This window comes from Streptomyces sp. NPDC001380 (genome assembly GCF_042895785.1).
Lineage (GTDB): Bacteria > Actinomycetota > Actinomycetes > Streptomycetales > Streptomycetaceae > Peterkaempfera.
Genome location: NZ_JBIAWP010000019.1, coordinates 1 through 16,899 on the forward strand (window position 1 = coordinate 1; position 16,899 = coordinate 16,899).

Below are 16,899 nucleotides of genomic sequence, written 5' to 3' on the forward strand. Positions count from 1 at the left end.
CGCACGACGCCGCAGCTCAGCGGGATAAGGGGAGGGACGTGCCATGACTCAATCCTCTCAGGGAATCGAGTCTCCATTCCAACCGGGGCGGTTCAGCCCCTGACACCCAGAACCTCCCCTCAGGGGCTGCCACGCTCGGTAGCAGTGCCGGAGTCAGGTGGACCAACTCGCGACGGTTGAATACGCGAGCCCACCAGTAAAGCACCTGGCTACAATTCCTGGTAGTGACGCGCCAGGCCATCGACGATGGCCCAGACCTCTTTAACGCTGATTTCGTTCAGACTGGCTGTCTCCGTGTACCCCTTATACCGCATGGATTTCCTAGCAATCCGGGTCGTCGCTCCGAGCGCGCGTACTGCCTCCCCGGTCGCAGTTTCAACGGCGGTGGCAATCGCACCGACAGCAAAACTCCACTGTCCTTCCCTGCGATCGAAGCCCTGACGGGCATGTTCCTGCAAGCGGTTCCCAGTGTTGTTGGCCTTGCCCCACTTTAAGAAGCCCGCTGTGTCGTTGACGACAAGGTAGACGTGCGCTGGCTCGTTCTGATTGAAGCCGTAGTCGGCGCATTGCGTGCAGCCGCCTTGTCCGCGGCGGATGTCAGCCAAGCGGGGGCCAGGACGAAGCACGGTTTTGCACCGCATGCACGTGCAGGGCCAGTTAAGCCCCCCGTTGCCCGGATAGGGAACATCCGGGCGAAGCTTGGCATCCACCATGCTCTTCACAGCCTCGGCCTCGCTCAAGCGACGTGAATCCGCCTGACGGATGCGACCGCACCGCATGCAGACGTGCCCGAGCCGCTTAATGACGCTGTACGTCGTATTTCCGCCCCGGTGATGACAGATCGCACATTCGAGTTGCCATGGGTCGTCCGCGCCGGTATACGGAGCGAGAGGAATGAGACTGTTGGCGAGGGCGAATCTGGCGGCGACCTCGCCATCCCTTCGGTTACTGTCACCGATCCGGTCTCGCTTGCATTGCTGATCACACAGCCCAACACCCTCGCGCATCGCGTTCGAGTACGTCGGATGGACAAGCGCACCGCACCAGATACAGATGCACTCGATCGGTATTCTGTTATTGGCGTAGTCACCGACGACGATGACACCCTTCGCCTCCATGTCACGAATGACATCGGCGAGGGACAGACGCAACGATTCCTGTACCTTCTTGACTCCGCAGGGCCTACACGGACCTTGCCGCTTGGCGTTGGTCAATGAGGGCCGACACGGCTGCTTGCATGTCTGACAGGTGCCGTGCCATGGGGCGTCGACCGATCCGGGGTAGGGCTCGGTCGGGTCCATGCCGTAGGTGACCATTCGATCCCATGCGACCTCGGCGCTGAGCCGCGCTACCACGGCGCCCCCTCATGTCTCCCCATCAGTCGTCAACGCGGGAGCATGGCAGAAGGGTCCGACAATCGATGTGAGGTATGGACCCGATACGCCGCTGGCGATCACACTCGGTGACCAACTGACTGGGTTCCTTATGGAACTCGCGACGGTTGAATACGCGAGCTCACCAGTATCAAGCCCCAACTCGTCAACGGCCACCAGGCCCGCCGCAGCCGGTACCACGGCCTCCGCACAACCCACGTCCAACACGTGCCGGCCGGCATCGCGATCACCATCGAGCGCCTCGCCCAGCGCGCACCTCTACGCGCCCACCGCCCCCGCCACCCCACGGCCTTCCAGCACTACCTTGACTCCCACGGGCTGCGATGGGAATGCTGGTGGAGGCAGGGCAAGTAACCGACCATCGAAGATCCCCGACAGAGTCGCTCCGTGACCCACTCGATGAGCACATGCGACAGGTCGAGTGCGGCAGGATAAAAGACCAACGAGGCCCCCAGGCTGGCGACTTGAGATGTGAAACATCTCGACCAACAGCCCGAGGGCCTCGCCTGTTACAGCCTGCAGCGGTCACCCAATCGGTGGCCATCCTGAAGATACTTACTTATCGCCGACGAATCGAGGTCGGCAGAATGATCAGTAATCAAGCTTGCGGGCTCGAAGTGGAATTTCAATGTCCGCAAGGCACAAGTTGATCGAGAATTGCGCGGAAGCAAACTCCAGCATCTTATTGTGGGCGCCCTGAACATCCATCCCCAGGTCTCGCGGGGCCCTCCCGTCGGGAAGGAGGAGTCCGACCGCAATAAGACCGCCCAGGAAGCGGTCCGGATCGACACCCGTCCTCTCCCCTTCCCAGCCGCTGATGAACTGGCAAGTAACCTCCCCGTTCTCTGCGTGCGAAAAGACTCTCAATGCGTTGGTGGTTCCATAGACCTGGAAGGCTTGAGTTCCTTTTGACGCTTCGGCCACGCCGAACTCACCAGCGACCCCACCAGGAACTACGGCGAATGACCATCCACCTGCGGTGCCGGCCCTCACGATGATGCTGTCCTCATCGAAGCAGTAGTCGTTCGCCTGCTGGAGACCCATGACGGCAGGGTCGATAGGGTCGGCGCCCAGACGGTCCAAGAGAGCATCCGGGGAGATGCCTTGAGCGAAAATAAACCAATACCCTTCCGGGAATTCGCTCGGAATCCACTGCATCCCGGAAAATTTTACACCACTATCCGACATTTCCCCTCCAGGCAAAGACTCACCCTGCCTGGCGAGTCAGCTCCTCGGCGATGCGGTCGCTGTCGTCCATGGTGAGTTCCGGAGGGTGGAACCCGCGCGCCCGGGCATGGGTGATGAATTCATCGGGAACGGCAATCCCGTACTCCCGGACGAAGTAACCCCAGTAGAGCGGCCACACCCAGACCCCGTCGGTCGCCACCCCGAAGGGGACAGCCATCCCCTTACTGAGGTCCAGCGGGTCGTGCACATTGCTCGTCACCATCAGAGTGGGGCAGTTGCCGAGGTAGGCGGAGAGCGGCTCGCGAAGACTTTCCGGGAGAAGCCCCACTCGCTCGGCAGCGCGAACGATGCCGAACATCTCGCGCCCTTCGGAAGAGACCTCTTCGAATGCTGGAAGAAGATTCATGTCGCTCTCTCTACTCCACAAACCACTCGGACCGCGGTATTTCCCGGCCACCACATGCCGGTGGTCTCCCGGACGATCTTCGCCGTCGTGGACTCCCCCATGGACCGCTTCCCCCCGTGGCCGCGCCCGGCCGGTCAGTGCCTGAAGGTGCTTTTGGTGTGCCGGTCGCCGTGGACGTGGTTGTCCGTGTGGGCGGACAGTCCCTCGTGGATGCCCTCCAGGCCCTGCACCAGCACGCCGGTGGCCCGGAACAGCGCGTCGCGCTGCGGGGTGTAGGCGTCGCCGAACTGCGTGCCCTGCGCGTCGGCGCCCCAGGGCGCGCCGAGCCCGTCCAGGGTCTGCCGCAGCGTGCTCAGCGCCCGGTCGAGGTGCGCACTCTCCCACGAGAAGGTCGGCACGGCCGCCCGGGCCTCCTCCGAATGGATCGAGAAATGCCCGCCCCCGTTCGCCCCCGGCACAGCGCCCCCTTTGCAATCGAATGCCCGGACGGATGAGTGAGCGTCTTCAGCAGCCACCCGCAGAGGTGACTCGCGTACGGCAGTTGACCGAGCTCGCCTGCTGCGCAAACCGCCCTTATCGCATGCCAGCCGCGTCACCTGATCGGTGGCAAAGCTGAAGATGCTTAGTGTAAACCGTAGTCAGAGACAGCCGACGAGCACATGTCACGAGGCCTACGTTGCTGGGAATTTCGAGTAAATGAGGCTTATGGGTTCTTTTGCTTGACACTTCGAAGAGAAGCGGGTGGCCGCAGTGTGCACAGGTCCTGCTGAAAGGCCTGTGGCAGCACCTGGCAGTCGTTGGGCAGGCAAAGCCTCAACCTGTGCGGGTGCCCGAGCGATGCATCTGCCTCCAGGCGAGCTGATCTCTATGCTTCGGACCCGGGGTTCGTGCAGGCGAGGGCGAAAGGAAGAGCCCGAGCAGCAGTCAGAACGGGGGGTCAAGTCACCCCCGCCGACCTTGTACTAGCGATAAGCTCACATGTCGTGAGTAGAGATCAGGGTGGCGATGACGCCACGGCACCGTCTCGCGGCGTCCCGGATCCGTCCGGCCGCGCCGTGCGCGGACACGCCGCTGTGCTCGCCGTGGGCCGGTTCGCCCCGACAGCGCCCAACGGCCCGGGCGGCCTCAGCAGGGACGGTGGTCCGTGGCAGAGCCGGTAGGCCGCGAGCTGGTCCCGGCGGAGTTCTCGGCCGCCGACCTCGCACCCCACCCGGACGACTTCGGCGACGCCCTCCGCAGCCGTCTCGCGGCGATCGACAGCGCCTCCGACAGCCACGCCGAGGACCTGCGCCCCCACAACACCGCCCGCGGCTACGCATCCGACTGGCGGACCTGGCAGCAGTTCACCGCCCACGCCGGCATTCCCGTTACTGCCGCCGGCCGCGGCACGCTGCGCGGCTTCGTGACCTGGCTGTGGGAGGAGCAGCGGCTTGCGTACGCCACCGTCGACCGCAAGCTCTCCGGGGTCGTGGTCACCCTGCGCCGCGAGCACCAGGTCCCGGTCACGCCTGAGGACACCAAGGCGGCCCGCCGGACGCTGCGGGACCTGCAGCGCAGGGCCGCCGAGCGCGGCGAGGTGCCCCGCGGCCGGGGCAAGGCCCCGGCGATGCGCATCGACGCCCTGCGCGCCATCGTCGCCGCCTGCCCCGACACCCTCGCCGGGCTGCGCGACAGGACCACGGTCCTCCTCGGCTTCGCCATCGCCGGGCGCCGCCACGAGGTCGCCGCCCTCCTGGTCCGCGACCTGGTCCTGGAGGAGGGCCGGGGTCTGGTCGTCGACGTCCGCGTCTCCAAGACCCACCCCCGCGTCGTCGCGGTTCCCTACGGAGAGCGGAAGGAGACCTGCCCGGTGCGGACCTGGCTCGCCTGGAAGGACGCCGCGGGCCTGCACGACCCCGGGTCCCCGGCGCTGCGGCGCATGCACCGCCTGGGCGGCGTCACCCGCGCCGGCCTGAGCCCGCAGTCCGTCGGAACCGTCATCACCACGGCCGGGCAACGGGCCGGGGTGCCGATCCGGTTCACCGGCCACTCGGTGCGCTCCGGCATGCTGACCGAGGGCCGGCGCGCCGGGAAGGACCGCAGGGCCCTGCAGGCAATCAGCGGGCACGCGGACGGCAGCAAGGTCCTCGACGGCTACCTGCAGATCGCGGACCGCTGGAACGATCAGGACAACGGCCTGGCGGGCATCGGCCTGTGAGGGCCCCGGCGGATCCTTGCGGGCCCGGTCGGCAAGGCTGGCGGAGCGACCGGTTCAGGGGGTGCGGCCGAGGTGGATGACCACGACGGTGACGGTCTCCTCGGTGATCTCGTACATCACCCGGTAGCGGCCCACGTGGATGCGGCGCAGGTCGGGTGAGCCGTAGGGGGTGGAGCCGGCCGGGCGGGGGTCGTCGGCGAGCAGGTCGACGGCGTCCATGACCAGGCGCAGGCCGTCGGCGTCGTCCTTGAGGAACCGGGCGGCGGCGTTGATGGCCGGCTCGTCCCAGACGAGGGCGTAGGTCACCCCTGCTCCAGGCCGAGCAGGGCGCGGACCTCGCCGTGCGGGGTGCCGCCGGCGGCACCGGCGGCCTGGCGGGCCCGGTAGCGGGCCAGGGCGAGCTCGTCCTCGAGGTCGGCCAGCTCCTGGGGGTTGATGAGCACGGCAGCGGGCTGGCCGTGGTCGGTGATGGTGATCCGCTCGCGGCCGTGCGAGGCGCGGCGCACCAGGGAGCCGAACTTCGCGCGGGCCTCGGTGATCGGCAGCGTGTCGCTCATGACACAACTGTACACTTCCCGCGCGTTCTGGTGGGGTGGGATCGCCTCACGCAGTGGAATCGGCGGGTGCAGGAGCTTCGGCACAAGCGAGTCCGGTGCGGACCCCGGCCGCCGCGCCGGCGTCCTGGTGGGCGCACGACGCCAACGGCCTTGACGGTTCGCGGCTTCGGAACGGCAGCACGGGTCGTCAGCGTTCCTTGACCCAGATCATGCCCCGGCCGGACTCGGCAGGTGCCTGGATGCCGTCCTCCTCGACGCGTTCGAGCCGGTAGCCCAGGCGCCGCGCCACGGCGGCGCTGCGGACGTTGGCCTCGTCGCAGTGGATCTCCACGCGGGCGAGGTGGTCCAGACCGAGGAGAAACCGGGTGAGCGCCCCGGCCAACCTGGTGGCGCCCCCTCGGCCCACGTGGTCGACGTGGCACCAGTAGCCGATCTCGACGGCTCCGTCGCCGAGGTCGTCGTGGACCGCGGCCATGCCCAGGATCGTCCGCTCGCCCTCGTCGAAGATGCCGAAGTTGTAGCTGCGGCCGCTCGGCCAGGCCAGCGCCTCCTCGAAGCGCTGCGCGTGCTGCTGCTCGGTCGGCGGCTCGCCGGCCCACTCCATCCAGGGGTGCAGGTGGTCGAAGGAGTCCAGGACCGTGCGGTACCTCGCCTCGCGGTCCCGCGGCTGCCAGCTCCGCAGGACGAGGCCCTCGGCCGTGATGCGCTCGGGTACGTCGCCGGTGCGGAGGACGGGCTGCGGGGTGCTCGACGCTTGCTCCATCCGTGGACCCTCTCCTCCCCGAGGGCGACGCGCAACGTCACAACCGCCCGCGGACGGGCGGGATCCGAGCGCGAGGACCCAGGCCTCACGAATCGCTCAGGGTGAGGTCGTACAGGCGGGCGACGCCGAAGACGACTGTGCGGGCACCGTCCGTTCGAGGCGATGGTCGCGGAGGACCGTCCGATTACTCAGGCGGGGAAGGACGTACCCGACGCGGGCGCGGACCTGCTGTTCCGGAAGCAGCCGTGCCCCTCCCGTCCATACGGGGGTTCGTCGCCTTGGAGACGGCAGTCCGGGAGGACAAGGCCGAGGACAGGGTCGGCATCCGGAGAGACGGGTGTCGGCCGACTTGCAGCAGGGTCCGGTGATCGCCGACGTGAGGAGTGTTCAGGGGGCCTGACGCCCCTCGTGCCGGCGGTCTTGCTTCGGGCGCAGGTCGGAGCAGTCGTGCCCGTCGCCCGGAAGGCTCGCGACGTTCAGCACGAACTCGCCGTCCGGCAGGAGCTCGAAGGCAAAGTCCATGGCAGACGGCGTCGCCGTGAGGGTGCGCTGACTGTCGAAGGTCAGTGAGGGGTTGGGCTGCCAGGGGCAGCCGGCGCTGTCCAGGGCGGACACCATGTCCGCATAGCTGATGGCGGCGGGGAACATGCCGGTCCCTCCAACGATCGATGAGGGGAGGTCGATGTCATCGCGCCAGGTCTGTATGCAGATGATGTTGATTCTGGAGCAGCGGCAGACGCTCAGCTCGAGATCTCCGTAAGCCAGGAGGCGCGGCCATGTTCCGAGCCGGTCCATCGGCCCGATCTCCAACGGCTCACCGGCGACTGCGGTCACATCGTCCAGGCGCGCGCCGGCGAACACCGGGCCCAGTCGGCCCGTCTTCGCCACTTCGGTCAGGACATCGAGGATCGGCACGAGGCGGAGCCTGACAGGTACGGCTCTCGGAGGTCCAGCGGATTGATTTGGTCCGCTGCGGTCTGCCCGGCGTGGACGCGAGCGCTGGCCGGGTGGCCGGAGTCGGTTCCGGTGTCGATGACAGGGCCCTTGAAGATGAGGCGCTGCCGACGGCGGCCAGCTGGCAACGTCCTGCCCAGGCGTAGCCGGTGCGCTACCCGTCCACCGTCGGTAACGCCTCAATGCCGGCCGAGGAGCAGGGAGGGCTGCACGCTGTGCCGCCTGGTCGGTCATCCGTAGAGCTGGCGGCAGGCGGTCAGGAGGCCTCCCGGCAGGCCGCCCTGCTTGCCGAGGGCGTTGCACGAGCCCTTGGGGACGGTGAGCGCGGGCTTCTTGGTCGACGGGCGGACCTGGTGCTTCACCGGCTGCCGGGCGGGGGCCTTCGGGGACGTGTTTGTCGGGGCAGCGGGGCGCAGTACCGGCGGTTTCGACGGGATGGTGGCGGGTGCCGAGGGCTCGTCGGCGCTGGTCGGCGGGAGGGCGTTCGGCTGTGGTGCGGCAGGGCGTGCGGCTGGTCGAGCGGCGGAGTTGGGAGCAGTCGGCGGCACCGCGGGGGGCACGGTCATCGCAGGGTGCGGGACCGAGGAGTGCGGGACTGCCGGGTGTGGCGCCGCAGGGTGCAGGTCGGGATGGGTATGGGCGGGAGGCTGAGGGGCTGCCGGGTGCGGCGCGGTGGGACGTGTCGGGAGCCTGCGGACAGGTCGGGAACGGGCGGGGGCGTTGCCGCCGGCCGGGGCGGGGCTCGGGAGGGGCGGGGTGGCCTCGTCGGTGGGGTCCGGGCTCGGCGGGGAGAGGGGGACGCCATAGGCGGGGGCCGGGATCTGTGCGTCCGGGGGCCAGGCGGCGTCCGGTGGGGCCTGGTCGGCGGGGTCGGTGGCGGGCGGGGCGGAGGGTCGCAGCGCGGTACGGGACAGGGAGGGGGCCCGGCCGGTGGACGGGCTGGCGCAGGCCGCCGTGGTGAGCAGGGCGGCGATCAGGGGCAGGGCTGCTGCGGTGCGGCAGCGGTGGGGCGGGCGCATCCGGGACTCCTCCTCGGGCAGGGCGTAAGGGCGGTCGGGCAGGGCGGAGACGGGTTGCCGTCGACGCGGGTGTCGGGCGCGGTGCACCGCCGTGCTCAGCCGCGGCCGGGCGGGAGGGGGCTGGCGACGACGGCGGGCGGGGAACCACCGGGGCCCGTACCGGCCGCCGCGTCCGCGTCGGCGCCGACTCTGCCGGGCAGCAGCGCGTAGAGCAGGTGCTGCTGCAGCTTGTCGGCGACGACCAGGGCCTGCCCGGCGGCGACGCCGACCGGGACGGCGGCGCCGGCGGGCAGCGGGGTGCTGGCGGAGGCGGTGGTGTCGTACCAGGTCTGCGCGGCGTCCTGGAGGTAGATCCGGCCGCCCGCGGCGGCGCAGCGGACGGCGGCGGCCGGGCCGGTGCGGGAGGTGTGCGCGGCGGTGTCGAGCACCAGCGGGCCGAGGGCGACCAGTCCGGTGCCGACGCAGGCGGTGGCCTGCTCCAGGCCGCCGCCGGGCGCGGCGGCGCGGGCCAGGATCCGGCCGGTGGCGGTGTCGTAGACCGCAGCCTGCTGCCGGTCGCCCGTCTGCCACAGTCCGGCGAGGCGCCGGCCGTCGAGGCCGACCACCCGCAGCAGGCGCGCCCCGCGCGCGGGCGGGGCCATGGTGCGCGGGCGGCCGGGGCGGCGGCCGGGGGTGAGGGTGAGCCAGCGGCCTGAAGGGGCGGCGGCGGTGACGGTGGTGCCGTCGGCGGCGAGGGCGGTGGCGCCGACCGGGACGTCCAGGGTGCGCAGGCCCCCTGCGGATACCACGCCGGCGGTCTGGTCGGGCAGGGAGACCAGCGGGGAGGTGCCCAGCACGCTGACGGCGGCCGTGTCGGGCAGCGTGACGGTGGTACGCGGGTGGGCGGGGCCGTCCAGCGGCCAGGAGTACAGGCGGGCTCCGGCGAGCAGGGCCGCGACCGGGGTGCCGTCGATGCGGGTGAGGACCAGGGTGCCGTCGGCGCCGGCGGGCAGGCCGGTGCTCCAGCGTTCGCCTCCGGTGGCGGGGTCCAGGACGGCCAGGCGGCGGTCCGGGGTGAGGACGGCGACGGCGGAGCCGTCCGGGGCGACGGCGGGGCGGCTGTAGGGGGCGAGGGCCACCGCCCAGCGGGCCCGGGTGGTCCAGCCGGGCGGGGCGGGGACCGGGAGGTTGGCCCCGGGCGGGGCTGTGGGCCGGGGCGGTGCGGCCGGTCCTTGCGGGGCCTGGTCGGGGTGGTGGCCGCCGGAGGTGAGGACGAGGCCCAGGGCGCCCAGGCCGAGGGCGGCGGCGGTGAACACCGCGGCCGCGGCCAGCCCGCGGGCCTGGGAGCGGCCGGGTCGGGGCGGCGCAGCGGTCACACGCCGCAGACGGCGTCCCGCCGGCGGCGCGGGGGCCTGGACGGCGGTGCCGTCGGGGTGGACGACCATCGGCCAGCGGGTGCCGTCGGGGTCGACGGCGGTGACGCGGATGGGGCGGCCGAGCCGCTGGTGGCGTTCGGCGACGTGGCGCAGGATCCAGGGGCGGACGCCGTCGGGCGGCACGTCCCCGGGCACGGGCACCGCGATGCCGTCGACCTGGACCCGGCCGTGGGCGTCGACGGCGACGGTGGGGCACGGCCAGTCCGGCACCTCGAGGACCTCGGGCGCCTCGGCCGTCTCGGACGCCTCCGGCGCCCGGGCGGCGGTCACCGGGCCACCCGCATCTCGGCGACCCGCCACGGCGCCCCGGGCCCGGTGCGGGTCAGGAGCGCGTACTGCACGCGGGTGGAGGCGGGGCCGCGCCAGCCGTCCCGGCCGTGGGCGGTGACGGTGACCAGGAACTGCCGGGCGGCGGAGCGTTCGCCGTCGGGGACGGGGTCGTCGAAGGCCTGCCGGGTGCGGACGCTCGTCCAGCCCCGGTGGGCGGCGAGCGCGGCCCAGTCGGCGCCGGGGGCCGCGACCGGCCGGGCGGCGGCGACCAGGGCGGCGTAGCCGGGGGTGAGCCAGGGCGCGGAGCGGCGCTGGGCGTCGGCGGGCGAGGTGTCGAGCGCGGTGTCCCAGGTCCAGTCGGCGGTGACGGCGGCCCGGGCGACGGCGGTGGCGTCGCCGGGGTCGGCGGCGGACGGCAGTCCGGCGGCGGGGGTGCCCGGGCGTCCGGCGGGCAGCGGGCGCTGGACGGCGGCCGCGCCGTCCCCCGCGGCGGCCGACGGGGTCGGCGGCAGGGGCGGCAGGGCGGCGCCGGGGCTGCAGCCGCAGGCGGCGAGCGCGGTCAGGACCGCCGCCGCTGCGCGGGCCGGCCGGTGACGGGTCATAGGACCCTCCTCACGTCCCAGGGGATGGACTGCCAGTAGCGGGTGGTGAGCGGCTCGACCCGGACCGCGGAGCCGGGGTGCGGGGCGTGGATCATCTGGCCGCCGCCGGCGTAGATGCCGATGTGGCCCCAGGGGGCCGGGTCGGTGGGCATGTCGAAGGCGATGAGGTCGCCGGGCCGCATCTCGACGACGGCCACCCGGCGGCCGGCGCGGCGCTGCAGGTCCGAGGTGCGCGGCAGGACCAGGCGGCCGCCGGTGGCCTGGTAGACGGCGTACTGGACCAGCCCGGAGCAGTCGAAGCCGCCGTGGGTGGGGCCGGTGGCGCCGCCGCCCCCGTAGACGTAGGGCCGTCCGATCTGCCGCTCGGCGGCCGCCACGACCGCGACCCCGGCGCCGGCCGCCGGGGCGGGCGCCTGCTGGTAGCCGGCGGCCAGGGCGAGGATCCGGGCGACGTAGTCCTGGGTCTCGGGGTACGGGGGGACGCCGCGGGCGGCGAGGACGGCGCCCACGCCGGCGTTGTACGCGGCGAGGGCGAGCGAGGTGAGGTCGCCGCGCAGCCGGCCGGATCCCTGGCCGGCGCTCAGGTCGGCGGCCAGGGCGCAGTCGTAGCGGCCCATGGCCATGATCGCGTCGCCGGGCTCCAGGGGGTCGGCGGTGCCGCTGCCGTCGTCGTCGCGCCCGTAGCGGGCCCAGGCGGCGGGGAGGAACTGGGCGATGCCCTGGGCGCGGGCGGGGGCGGGGCCGACCGCGCGGGGGTTCCAGTCGGACTCGGTCTTGACCTGGGCGGCGATCACGGCGGGCGGGAAGGCGGCGCACAGGGCGCCGGCCCGTCCGACCCAGCCGGCGTACGCGTAGGGGACGGCGCCGGGCAGGAGGCCGCTGCCGACGGGGCCGGCCTGGGCGACGGCGCAGGAGGCCAGCAGGAGGCCGGACAGGCCGAGCACGGCGCGGCGCTGCGGTGCGGCGGCCAAGGGCGGTCTCCGATCTGCCGTCGCGTCAGGTGGCCGGGCACCAGGGTGGCCCGGCCGGGCGGCGGGGAGGGCGCCGCGCTAGCCCGTCCCGGGCACGTCACCCGGACCGAAGCACCGTTTCGGGTGAACGGCACGGCGGGGCCGGGGTGCGCCGCTGCCCGTCCCTGAGGCGGGTGGAGGCGTCCGTCGGACGGCCGGGACGCGCCGCCCGCTGCCCGGGAACCACGCCCACCAGCGGTAACGTGCTCTCCGCGATCACATGATGACGGAGGGTGAGGAGCTTTAGGCGGCATGACGGACCGGGTGAACCTCTGGATCACCCCGCAACCCGGGGAGGCGGGCGCCGTTCCGCCGGACGGCACGGGGCATGGCCCCGCCGCGCCCGGGTCGCGGCCGTCCGCCGTGCCCGGCCGGGCGGACACGCTCCCGCCGCCCCCGGACCCGGTGCGCCGGCCGGCGACCGCGGCCTGGTGGGCGCTGGGCGTGCACGGTGGGGCCGGGGTGACCTCGCTGCTGCGGGCGCTGGGCAGCGGCGCCGACGCCGGGGGGCGCTGGCCCGACGTGCAGGGCGCTCCCGGCGGCGTCCCCGTGCTGCTGGTGGCCCGCACCGACGCCCGGGGCCTGGACGCCGCGCAGGCCGCCCTCCAGGAGTGGGACCGCGGCACGGTCCCGGCCTCCGCCGTCCTGCTGGGCCTGGCGCTGCTCGCGGACGCCCCCGCACGGCCGGGCCGGGGTCTGCGCGAGCGGATCCGGACGCTGTCCGGTGCGGTGCCGCGGCTGTGGCAGGTCCCGTGGATCCCGGCCTGGCGGGACGGCGCGGAGCCGCGGCGCCCGGTGCGGGCGCTGCTGGAGCTCGCGGAGGCGGTGCGCGGCCTCGCCCCGGCCGGGGTTCCGGCCCCGGCGCCAGCCGCACCAGGGCCTGCTGTGGCGCCCGGCGCGGCCTTCGGGGCGGTGTCCGTCCCGTCCCGCAGTCCGGCCCCCGACGACCGGGGCGCGGAGGCGGGCACCCCTGGCGCCAACAGCCTCCAGAAAGCCCCCGCCCGCCCGGTGCTCGCCGCGCCGACCCGGACGGCAACCGCCGCCTGGCTCACCCCGCTCGTACCGGCCGGGCCGCCCGCACGGCAGTCCCCGGCCGGCCGCCACCACACGCTGCGCCCCGTGGAGGAGACGCGATGACCGCCACCACCGTCCTGACGGCCCTGGGCACCCCGCCACCGGGCGTCGGCACGAAGCTGGACACGATCCTGGGCTGGATCACCTTCGTGGCCGCTTGGTCCGCCGGCGTCGCCTTCGTGGCCTGCGGCGGGATCCTCTGCTGGGCCTACTTCAGCGGCCACGGCAGCTCGCGGGCCATGAAGGCGCTGGGCGGTGCGTGCGTGGGCTCCGTCGTGATCAGCGCCGCCGGCATGATCGCCAACGCGCTGCTGACCTGAGGGGCCACGGAGATGAGCGAACGCGCAACGGGCGAGCGGCGCCTCCCGGCGGGGACGGCGGCCGCGGTCCTCCTGGTCGCCGGGATCGCGGTCCTGGGCCTGGTCCTGGCGGTCACCGGCCGCCCGTCGCGGTCCGCCGCCCCGGACGCCGGCAGCGCCCCTGCGGCGACGGCCGCCGCCGGGGGCGCGGTCCCGCCCGCGACCGGCTGCGCACCGCGCGACACCGACCCCTCGCTGCCGCAGGAGCCGCCGGCCGACGTGACCTGGTCGGTCGTCAGCACCGCCGTCCTGCCGACCTCGGCCGCGGCCGGGCCGACGCGCTTGGAGGGCCCGGTCGCCCGCTGCTACGCCCGCACCCCGCGCGGCGCGCTGATGGCGGCGGTCAACCTCTTCTACCGGGTCGGGCTCGCGGCGCCGCGGACCACCGTGACTCAGCGCCAGGTGGTGGCCGGTCCGGGGCGGGACGAGATGATCCGGCAGCTGCGGCAGGTCGACGAGCAGGTCCGGCCCGGGGAGCTGGCCCAGGTCGCCGGGTACCGCTTCGTCAGCTACACCCCGGACACCACCGTGGTCACCCTGGTCAACGGCTCGGCCGCCGCGGGCTCGCTCAAGTCCCTCGACGTCACCGTGCAGTGGCAGGACGGCGACTGGAAGCTGGTGGCGCGCCCCGACGGCTGGACCTCCACACCGGCCACCTCGCTGCACTCCCTGGTCGGCTTCACCCCCTTCGGCGGCGTCTGATGTCCTGGTGCTCGGTCCCGGTCGTCGGCGCCGCGTGCGACGTGGTCGGCGAGCAGGCGCAGAACGCGGTGCAGCAGTTCCTCGACTGGTGCACCGCGGGCCTGGGCAAGGTCACCGCGCTGATCACCTCCGGCTGGCTCGAGGTGCCCACCCCCGGCGTGGAGCCGCTGCCGGGGACCGGGATGGCCGCGGGCCGGTCCGCCAACGGCGCCACCGCGACGGCGGCCTGGCTGCAGGAGCACACCCTGTGGCTGAGCTCCTGGGTCTCGGCGGCCTGCCTGGTCGTCGCCGGGGCGCGGATGGCCTACCGGCTGCGGGGCCTGCAGGACCTGCGGGCGATCGTGCAGAGCCTGGTCACTCTGGTGCTGGTCAACGGCTGCGTGGTGTCCGGGACGCACGTCCTCGTGCAGGTCGGCGACGGCTACAGCACCTGGATCATCCAGCAGAGCCTCGGCGGGGACGCCGGGCGGAAGCTGGGCACGGTCGTCGCGGGCATCGGCTCCCTCACCACGGCCATGGGCGGGCCCGCGGTGCCGCTGATCCTGGTGGTCGTGGCCCTGGTCAGCTCGCTGCTCAACCTGGTCGTCGGCTACTTCCGGGCCGCGATCCTGGTGGTGCTGGCCGGCACGGTCGGCATCCCGGCGGGCAGCGCGCTGACCGACACCGGGCGGCGCTGGCTGGCCCGCTGGCTCGGCTGGCTGCTGGCCTTCCTGTGCCTGAAGCCCGCGGCGGCGACCCTGTACGCGGCGTCCTACCGGCTGATCGGCAGCGCCGCCGGGGCGCAGCCGGACGTCGGCTCGACCATCGCGGGCCTGGCCCTGCTGTCGGGCACCGTGGTGGTGCTGCCCGCACTGCTGCGGCTGTTCCAGCCGGCGGGCCTGGCCCTGGCCGGCGGCAGCGGCGCGGCCGGCGCCGGATCCGCCCGGGGCGGGGAGCCGAGCGGCGCCCGCGCGCCCTCCGGCTCCGCGGCCGCGCCCGCGCAGGGCTCCGGCTCCGGAGGCGGGCCGTCGGGTGCGGCGGCGGGCGGGCGGACGGGGCTGACCTCGGCGCTGCCCTCCGGCGTCTCCGGCGGCGGCGCGTCCGGCGGCGGGCTCTCCGCCGGCTCCGGGACCTCGGGTGCCTCCGGCGGCGCCGGACCAGGCACTGCCGCAGCAGCGGCGGCCGGACACCGCCCCGCTGCGGGAGCGGGCGCGGCCGCCGGGGGCGCCGGGTCCGGCACGGCCGGCGGAGGCGGTGCGGCCGTGGCCGGCGGCCGGGCCGGGGCGGCGGCGGGTCCCGTCGGCGCGGCCTCCGGCGCGGTGGCCGGGGCGGTCGTCCAGGCCGGGCAGCGGGCCCGGCAGCAGCTGGTCGACGGCCTGCGGGAGGGCGCGCAGGGCCTGGACCGCGAGCTCGGGGACGGTCCCAGTGGCTCCTAGCACCGGCGGACCGGGCCCCGCCCCGCTGCGCACCTACGGCAACTGGCGCCGCCCCCGCTCGGCGGGCCTAGGCGGACTGGGCCTGCTCGCGACCGCCGTCCTGTTCGTGCTGCTGGCCGTGTGCGGGGTGCTGCTTCCGCTGGCGCCCCTGGCGGCGGTGACGGTGCTGCTGGCCGGCGCCGTCCTGCTGGGCCCGCTGGCCGTGCGCGACCGGTACGGCCGCCACCTGGGCAGCCACCTGCACGCCCGCGCCGCCTACGGCCTGGGCCGGCTGAAGGGAGAGCATGTGTACCGCAGCGGGATCCTCTCGCGGGTGCCCGGCGGCAGGTGCCTGCTGCCGGGCCTGGCGATGGCCACCGACATGTACGAGGCCCGCGACGGCCTCGGCCGGTCCTTCGGGATGCTGCACTACCGGGAGGCGGACCACTTCGCGGCGGTGCTGCACTGCAACGCGCAGGGCGGCTCGCTGGTCGACCAGGACGACGTCGACGCCTGGGTGGCGAACTGGGGCCAGTTCATGCGGCAGATGGGCGCCGAGCCGCACCTGCTGGGCTTCCAGGTCGTGGTGGAGGTCGCCCCCGACAGCGGCGAGCGGCTGCACGGGGAGCTGCAGGCGCAGCGCAGCCCGCACGCCTCGGAGCTGGCGCTGCGGGTGATGGCGGCGGTCGACCGCGACTACCCGACGGCCGCGCCGGCGGCGACCGTGCACGTGGCTCTGCTGTGGGACGGCGGGGCGCTGCGCGGGCGGCGGCGGCCGGAGGAGATGGCGGTGCACATCGGGCAGCGGCTGCCGGGGATCACCCAGCAGCTGGCGGCCACCGGGGCGGGCGCCGCGGTGCCGGTCACGGCCACCGGCGTCGCCGAGCTGGTGCGCACCGCCTACGAGCCGGCGGTCGCCCCGGTGATCGACCGGGCGCGGGCGGCCCGCAGCGACTCCGGGCTGACGTGGGCGCAGGCCGGTCCGGTGGCGCACGTGGCGGGCGCGCGGAGCTACTGGCACGACGGCAGCCGGTCGGTGACCTGGTTCATGGGCGAGGCGCCGCGCGGCGAGGTGCACTCCGACGTGCTGCACGCGCTGCTGGAGGCCCACCCGGACATCGACCGCAAGCGCGTCGCGCTGGTCTACCGCCCCCACTCCCCCGCGGAGTCTGCGGTGCTGGCCGACCGGGACTACCGGGCCGCCCGGTCGCGGACCATGACCTCGCGCAGCGGGCAGGCGCAGGCCGAGGCGGAGTACGGCGCGGCGGCGCAGTCGCGGCGCGAGGAGGCCCGCGGCGCGGGCCTGACCCTGTTCGGCCTGGTGGTGACCGCGACCGTGGTCACCGGTGAGGACGCCGGGCAGCGGCCGGACGCCGCCGAGGTGGCGGTGGGCAACCTGGCCGCCCCCGCGCGGATCGCGCTGCGCCGCGCCTGGGGCTGCCAGGACGGCGGGTTCCTGGCCGGGCTGCCGATCGGCTGCATCCTGCCGGAGCACCAGGCGTTCAAGCTGCCCCGGGGGCTGTGAGCCCGGTGGGACCGTGGAGGAGGAGCGCCGTGGCGCGCGGGGACAGTCAGGGCGGGGCCGGGAGGACAGG

General features: G+C 73.7%; 18 protein-coding genes. 6 read left to right on the forward strand and 12 right to left on the reverse strand.

Annotation, left to right across the window (positions count from 1 at the left end; all coding sequences use genetic code 11):
• Nucleotides 1-209: 209 nt before the first annotated feature.
• From ACFY07_RS21645 to ACFY07_RS21660, 4 genes are all read right to left on the reverse strand, one after another.
• Nucleotides 210-1,151, reverse strand: coding sequence for a hypothetical protein (locus ACFY07_RS21645; RefSeq protein WP_390870701.1), 942 nt, complete (start codon nt 1,149-1,151; stop codon nt 210-212).
• An 834-nt stretch (nt 1,152-1,985) separates the two neighbouring features.
• Nucleotides 1,986-2,552 (reverse strand): DUF6461 domain-containing protein, encoded by a 567-nt coding sequence (locus ACFY07_RS21650; protein ID WP_390870703.1) that lies wholly within the window; start codon nt 2,550-2,552, stop codon nt 1,986-1,988.
• Between the two features lie 49 nt (nt 2,553-2,601).
• A complete protein-coding gene (locus tag ACFY07_RS21655) occupies nt 2,602-2,988 on the reverse strand; it encodes a hypothetical protein (RefSeq protein WP_390870705.1) in 387 nt (128 codons plus the stop codon).
• Nucleotides 2,989-3,122: 134 nt separating this feature from the next.
• A complete protein-coding gene (locus ACFY07_RS21660; RefSeq protein ID WP_390870707.1) occupies nt 3,123-3,386 on the reverse strand; it encodes a WXG100 family type VII secretion target in 264 nt (87 codons plus the stop codon).
• A gap of 746 nt (nt 3,387-4,132) precedes the next feature.
• On the opposite strand from ACFY07_RS21660, the gene ACFY07_RS21665 reads away from it, so the two are divergent.
• Nucleotides 4,133-5,185 (forward strand): tyrosine-type recombinase/integrase, encoded by a 1,053-nt coding sequence (locus ACFY07_RS21665; protein ID WP_390870709.1) that lies wholly within the window; start codon nt 4,133-4,135, stop codon nt 5,183-5,185.
• A gap of 54 nt (nt 5,186-5,239) precedes the next feature.
• Here the strand turns inward: ACFY07_RS21665 and ACFY07_RS21670 are convergent, their stop codons facing one another.
• From ACFY07_RS21670 to ACFY07_RS21705, 8 genes are all read right to left on the reverse strand, one after another.
• On the reverse strand, nt 5,240-5,491 hold the full coding sequence (locus ACFY07_RS21670) for a type II toxin-antitoxin system RelE/ParE family toxin (protein WP_390870711.1): 252 nt from the start codon (nt 5,489-5,491) through the stop codon (nt 5,240-5,242).
• On the reverse strand, nt 5,488-5,742 hold the full coding sequence (locus ACFY07_RS21675; protein ID WP_390870713.1) for a type II toxin-antitoxin system Phd/YefM family antitoxin: 255 nt from the start codon (nt 5,740-5,742) through the stop codon (nt 5,488-5,490). The genes ACFY07_RS21670 and ACFY07_RS21675 overlap by 4 nt, the downstream gene beginning before the upstream one ends.
• Nucleotides 5,743-5,929: 187 nt before the next feature.
• Nucleotides 5,930-6,505, reverse strand: a complete 576-nt coding sequence (locus ACFY07_RS21680; RefSeq protein WP_390870715.1) for a GNAT family N-acetyltransferase — start codon at nt 6,503-6,505, stop codon at nt 5,930-5,932.
• A 387-nt stretch (nt 6,506-6,892) separates the two neighbouring features.
• Nucleotides 6,893-7,420 carry a hypothetical protein gene (locus ACFY07_RS21685; protein WP_390870717.1) on the reverse strand — a complete coding sequence of 176 codons (528 nt, stop codon included), beginning with the start codon at nt 7,418-7,420 and terminating at the stop codon, nt 6,893-6,895.
• Between the two features lie 269 nt (nt 7,421-7,689).
• Complete coding sequence (locus ACFY07_RS21690) at nt 7,690-7,821, reverse strand: hypothetical protein (RefSeq protein ID WP_390870719.1); 132 nt, start codon at nt 7,819-7,821, stop codon at nt 7,690-7,692.
• Between the two features lie 752 nt (nt 7,822-8,573).
• Nucleotides 8,574-10,163, reverse strand: a complete 1,590-nt coding sequence (locus ACFY07_RS21695) for a hypothetical protein (RefSeq protein ID WP_390870721.1) — start codon at nt 10,161-10,163, stop codon at nt 8,574-8,576.
• Nucleotides 10,160-10,765, reverse strand: a complete 606-nt coding sequence (locus tag ACFY07_RS21700; RefSeq protein WP_390870723.1) for a hypothetical protein — start codon at nt 10,763-10,765, stop codon at nt 10,160-10,162. Before ACFY07_RS21700 ends, ACFY07_RS21695 begins: the two co-directional genes overlap by 4 nt.
• Complete coding sequence (locus tag ACFY07_RS21705; protein ID WP_390870725.1) at nt 10,762-11,736, reverse strand: NlpC/P60 family protein; 975 nt, start codon at nt 11,734-11,736, stop codon at nt 10,762-10,764. The genes ACFY07_RS21700 and ACFY07_RS21705 overlap by 4 nt, the downstream gene beginning before the upstream one ends.
• A 291-nt stretch (nt 11,737-12,027) precedes the next feature.
• On the opposite strand from ACFY07_RS21705, the gene ACFY07_RS21710 reads away from it, so the two are divergent.
• Genes ACFY07_RS21710 through ACFY07_RS21730 form a run of 5 tightly spaced genes read left to right on the forward strand, consistent with a single transcriptional unit; the run spans nt 12,028 to nt 16,829 of the window.
• Nucleotides 12,028-12,912 (forward strand): DUF6668 family protein, encoded by an 885-nt coding sequence (locus ACFY07_RS21710; protein WP_390870727.1) that lies wholly within the window; start codon nt 12,028-12,030, stop codon nt 12,910-12,912.
• On the forward strand, nt 12,909-13,169 hold the full coding sequence (locus ACFY07_RS21715; protein ID WP_390870728.1) for a hypothetical protein: 261 nt from the start codon (nt 12,909-12,911) through the stop codon (nt 13,167-13,169). Before ACFY07_RS21710 ends, ACFY07_RS21715 begins: the two co-directional genes overlap by 4 nt.
• 12 nt (nt 13,170-13,181) lie before the next feature.
• Entirely contained in the window at nt 13,182-13,910 is a 729-nt protein-coding gene (locus ACFY07_RS21720; protein ID WP_390870730.1) for a hypothetical protein, read from the forward strand.
• Nucleotides 13,910-15,325, forward strand: a complete 1,416-nt coding sequence (locus ACFY07_RS21725) for a hypothetical protein (RefSeq protein WP_390870732.1) — start codon at nt 13,910-13,912, stop codon at nt 15,323-15,325. The genes ACFY07_RS21720 and ACFY07_RS21725 overlap by 1 nt, the downstream gene beginning before the upstream one ends.
• A complete protein-coding gene (locus tag ACFY07_RS21730; RefSeq protein WP_390870733.1) occupies nt 15,315-16,829 on the forward strand; it encodes an SCO6880 family protein in 1,515 nt (504 codons plus the stop codon). Before ACFY07_RS21725 ends, ACFY07_RS21730 begins: the two co-directional genes overlap by 11 nt.
• The last annotated feature ends 70 nt before the right edge of the window (nt 16,830-16,899 follow it).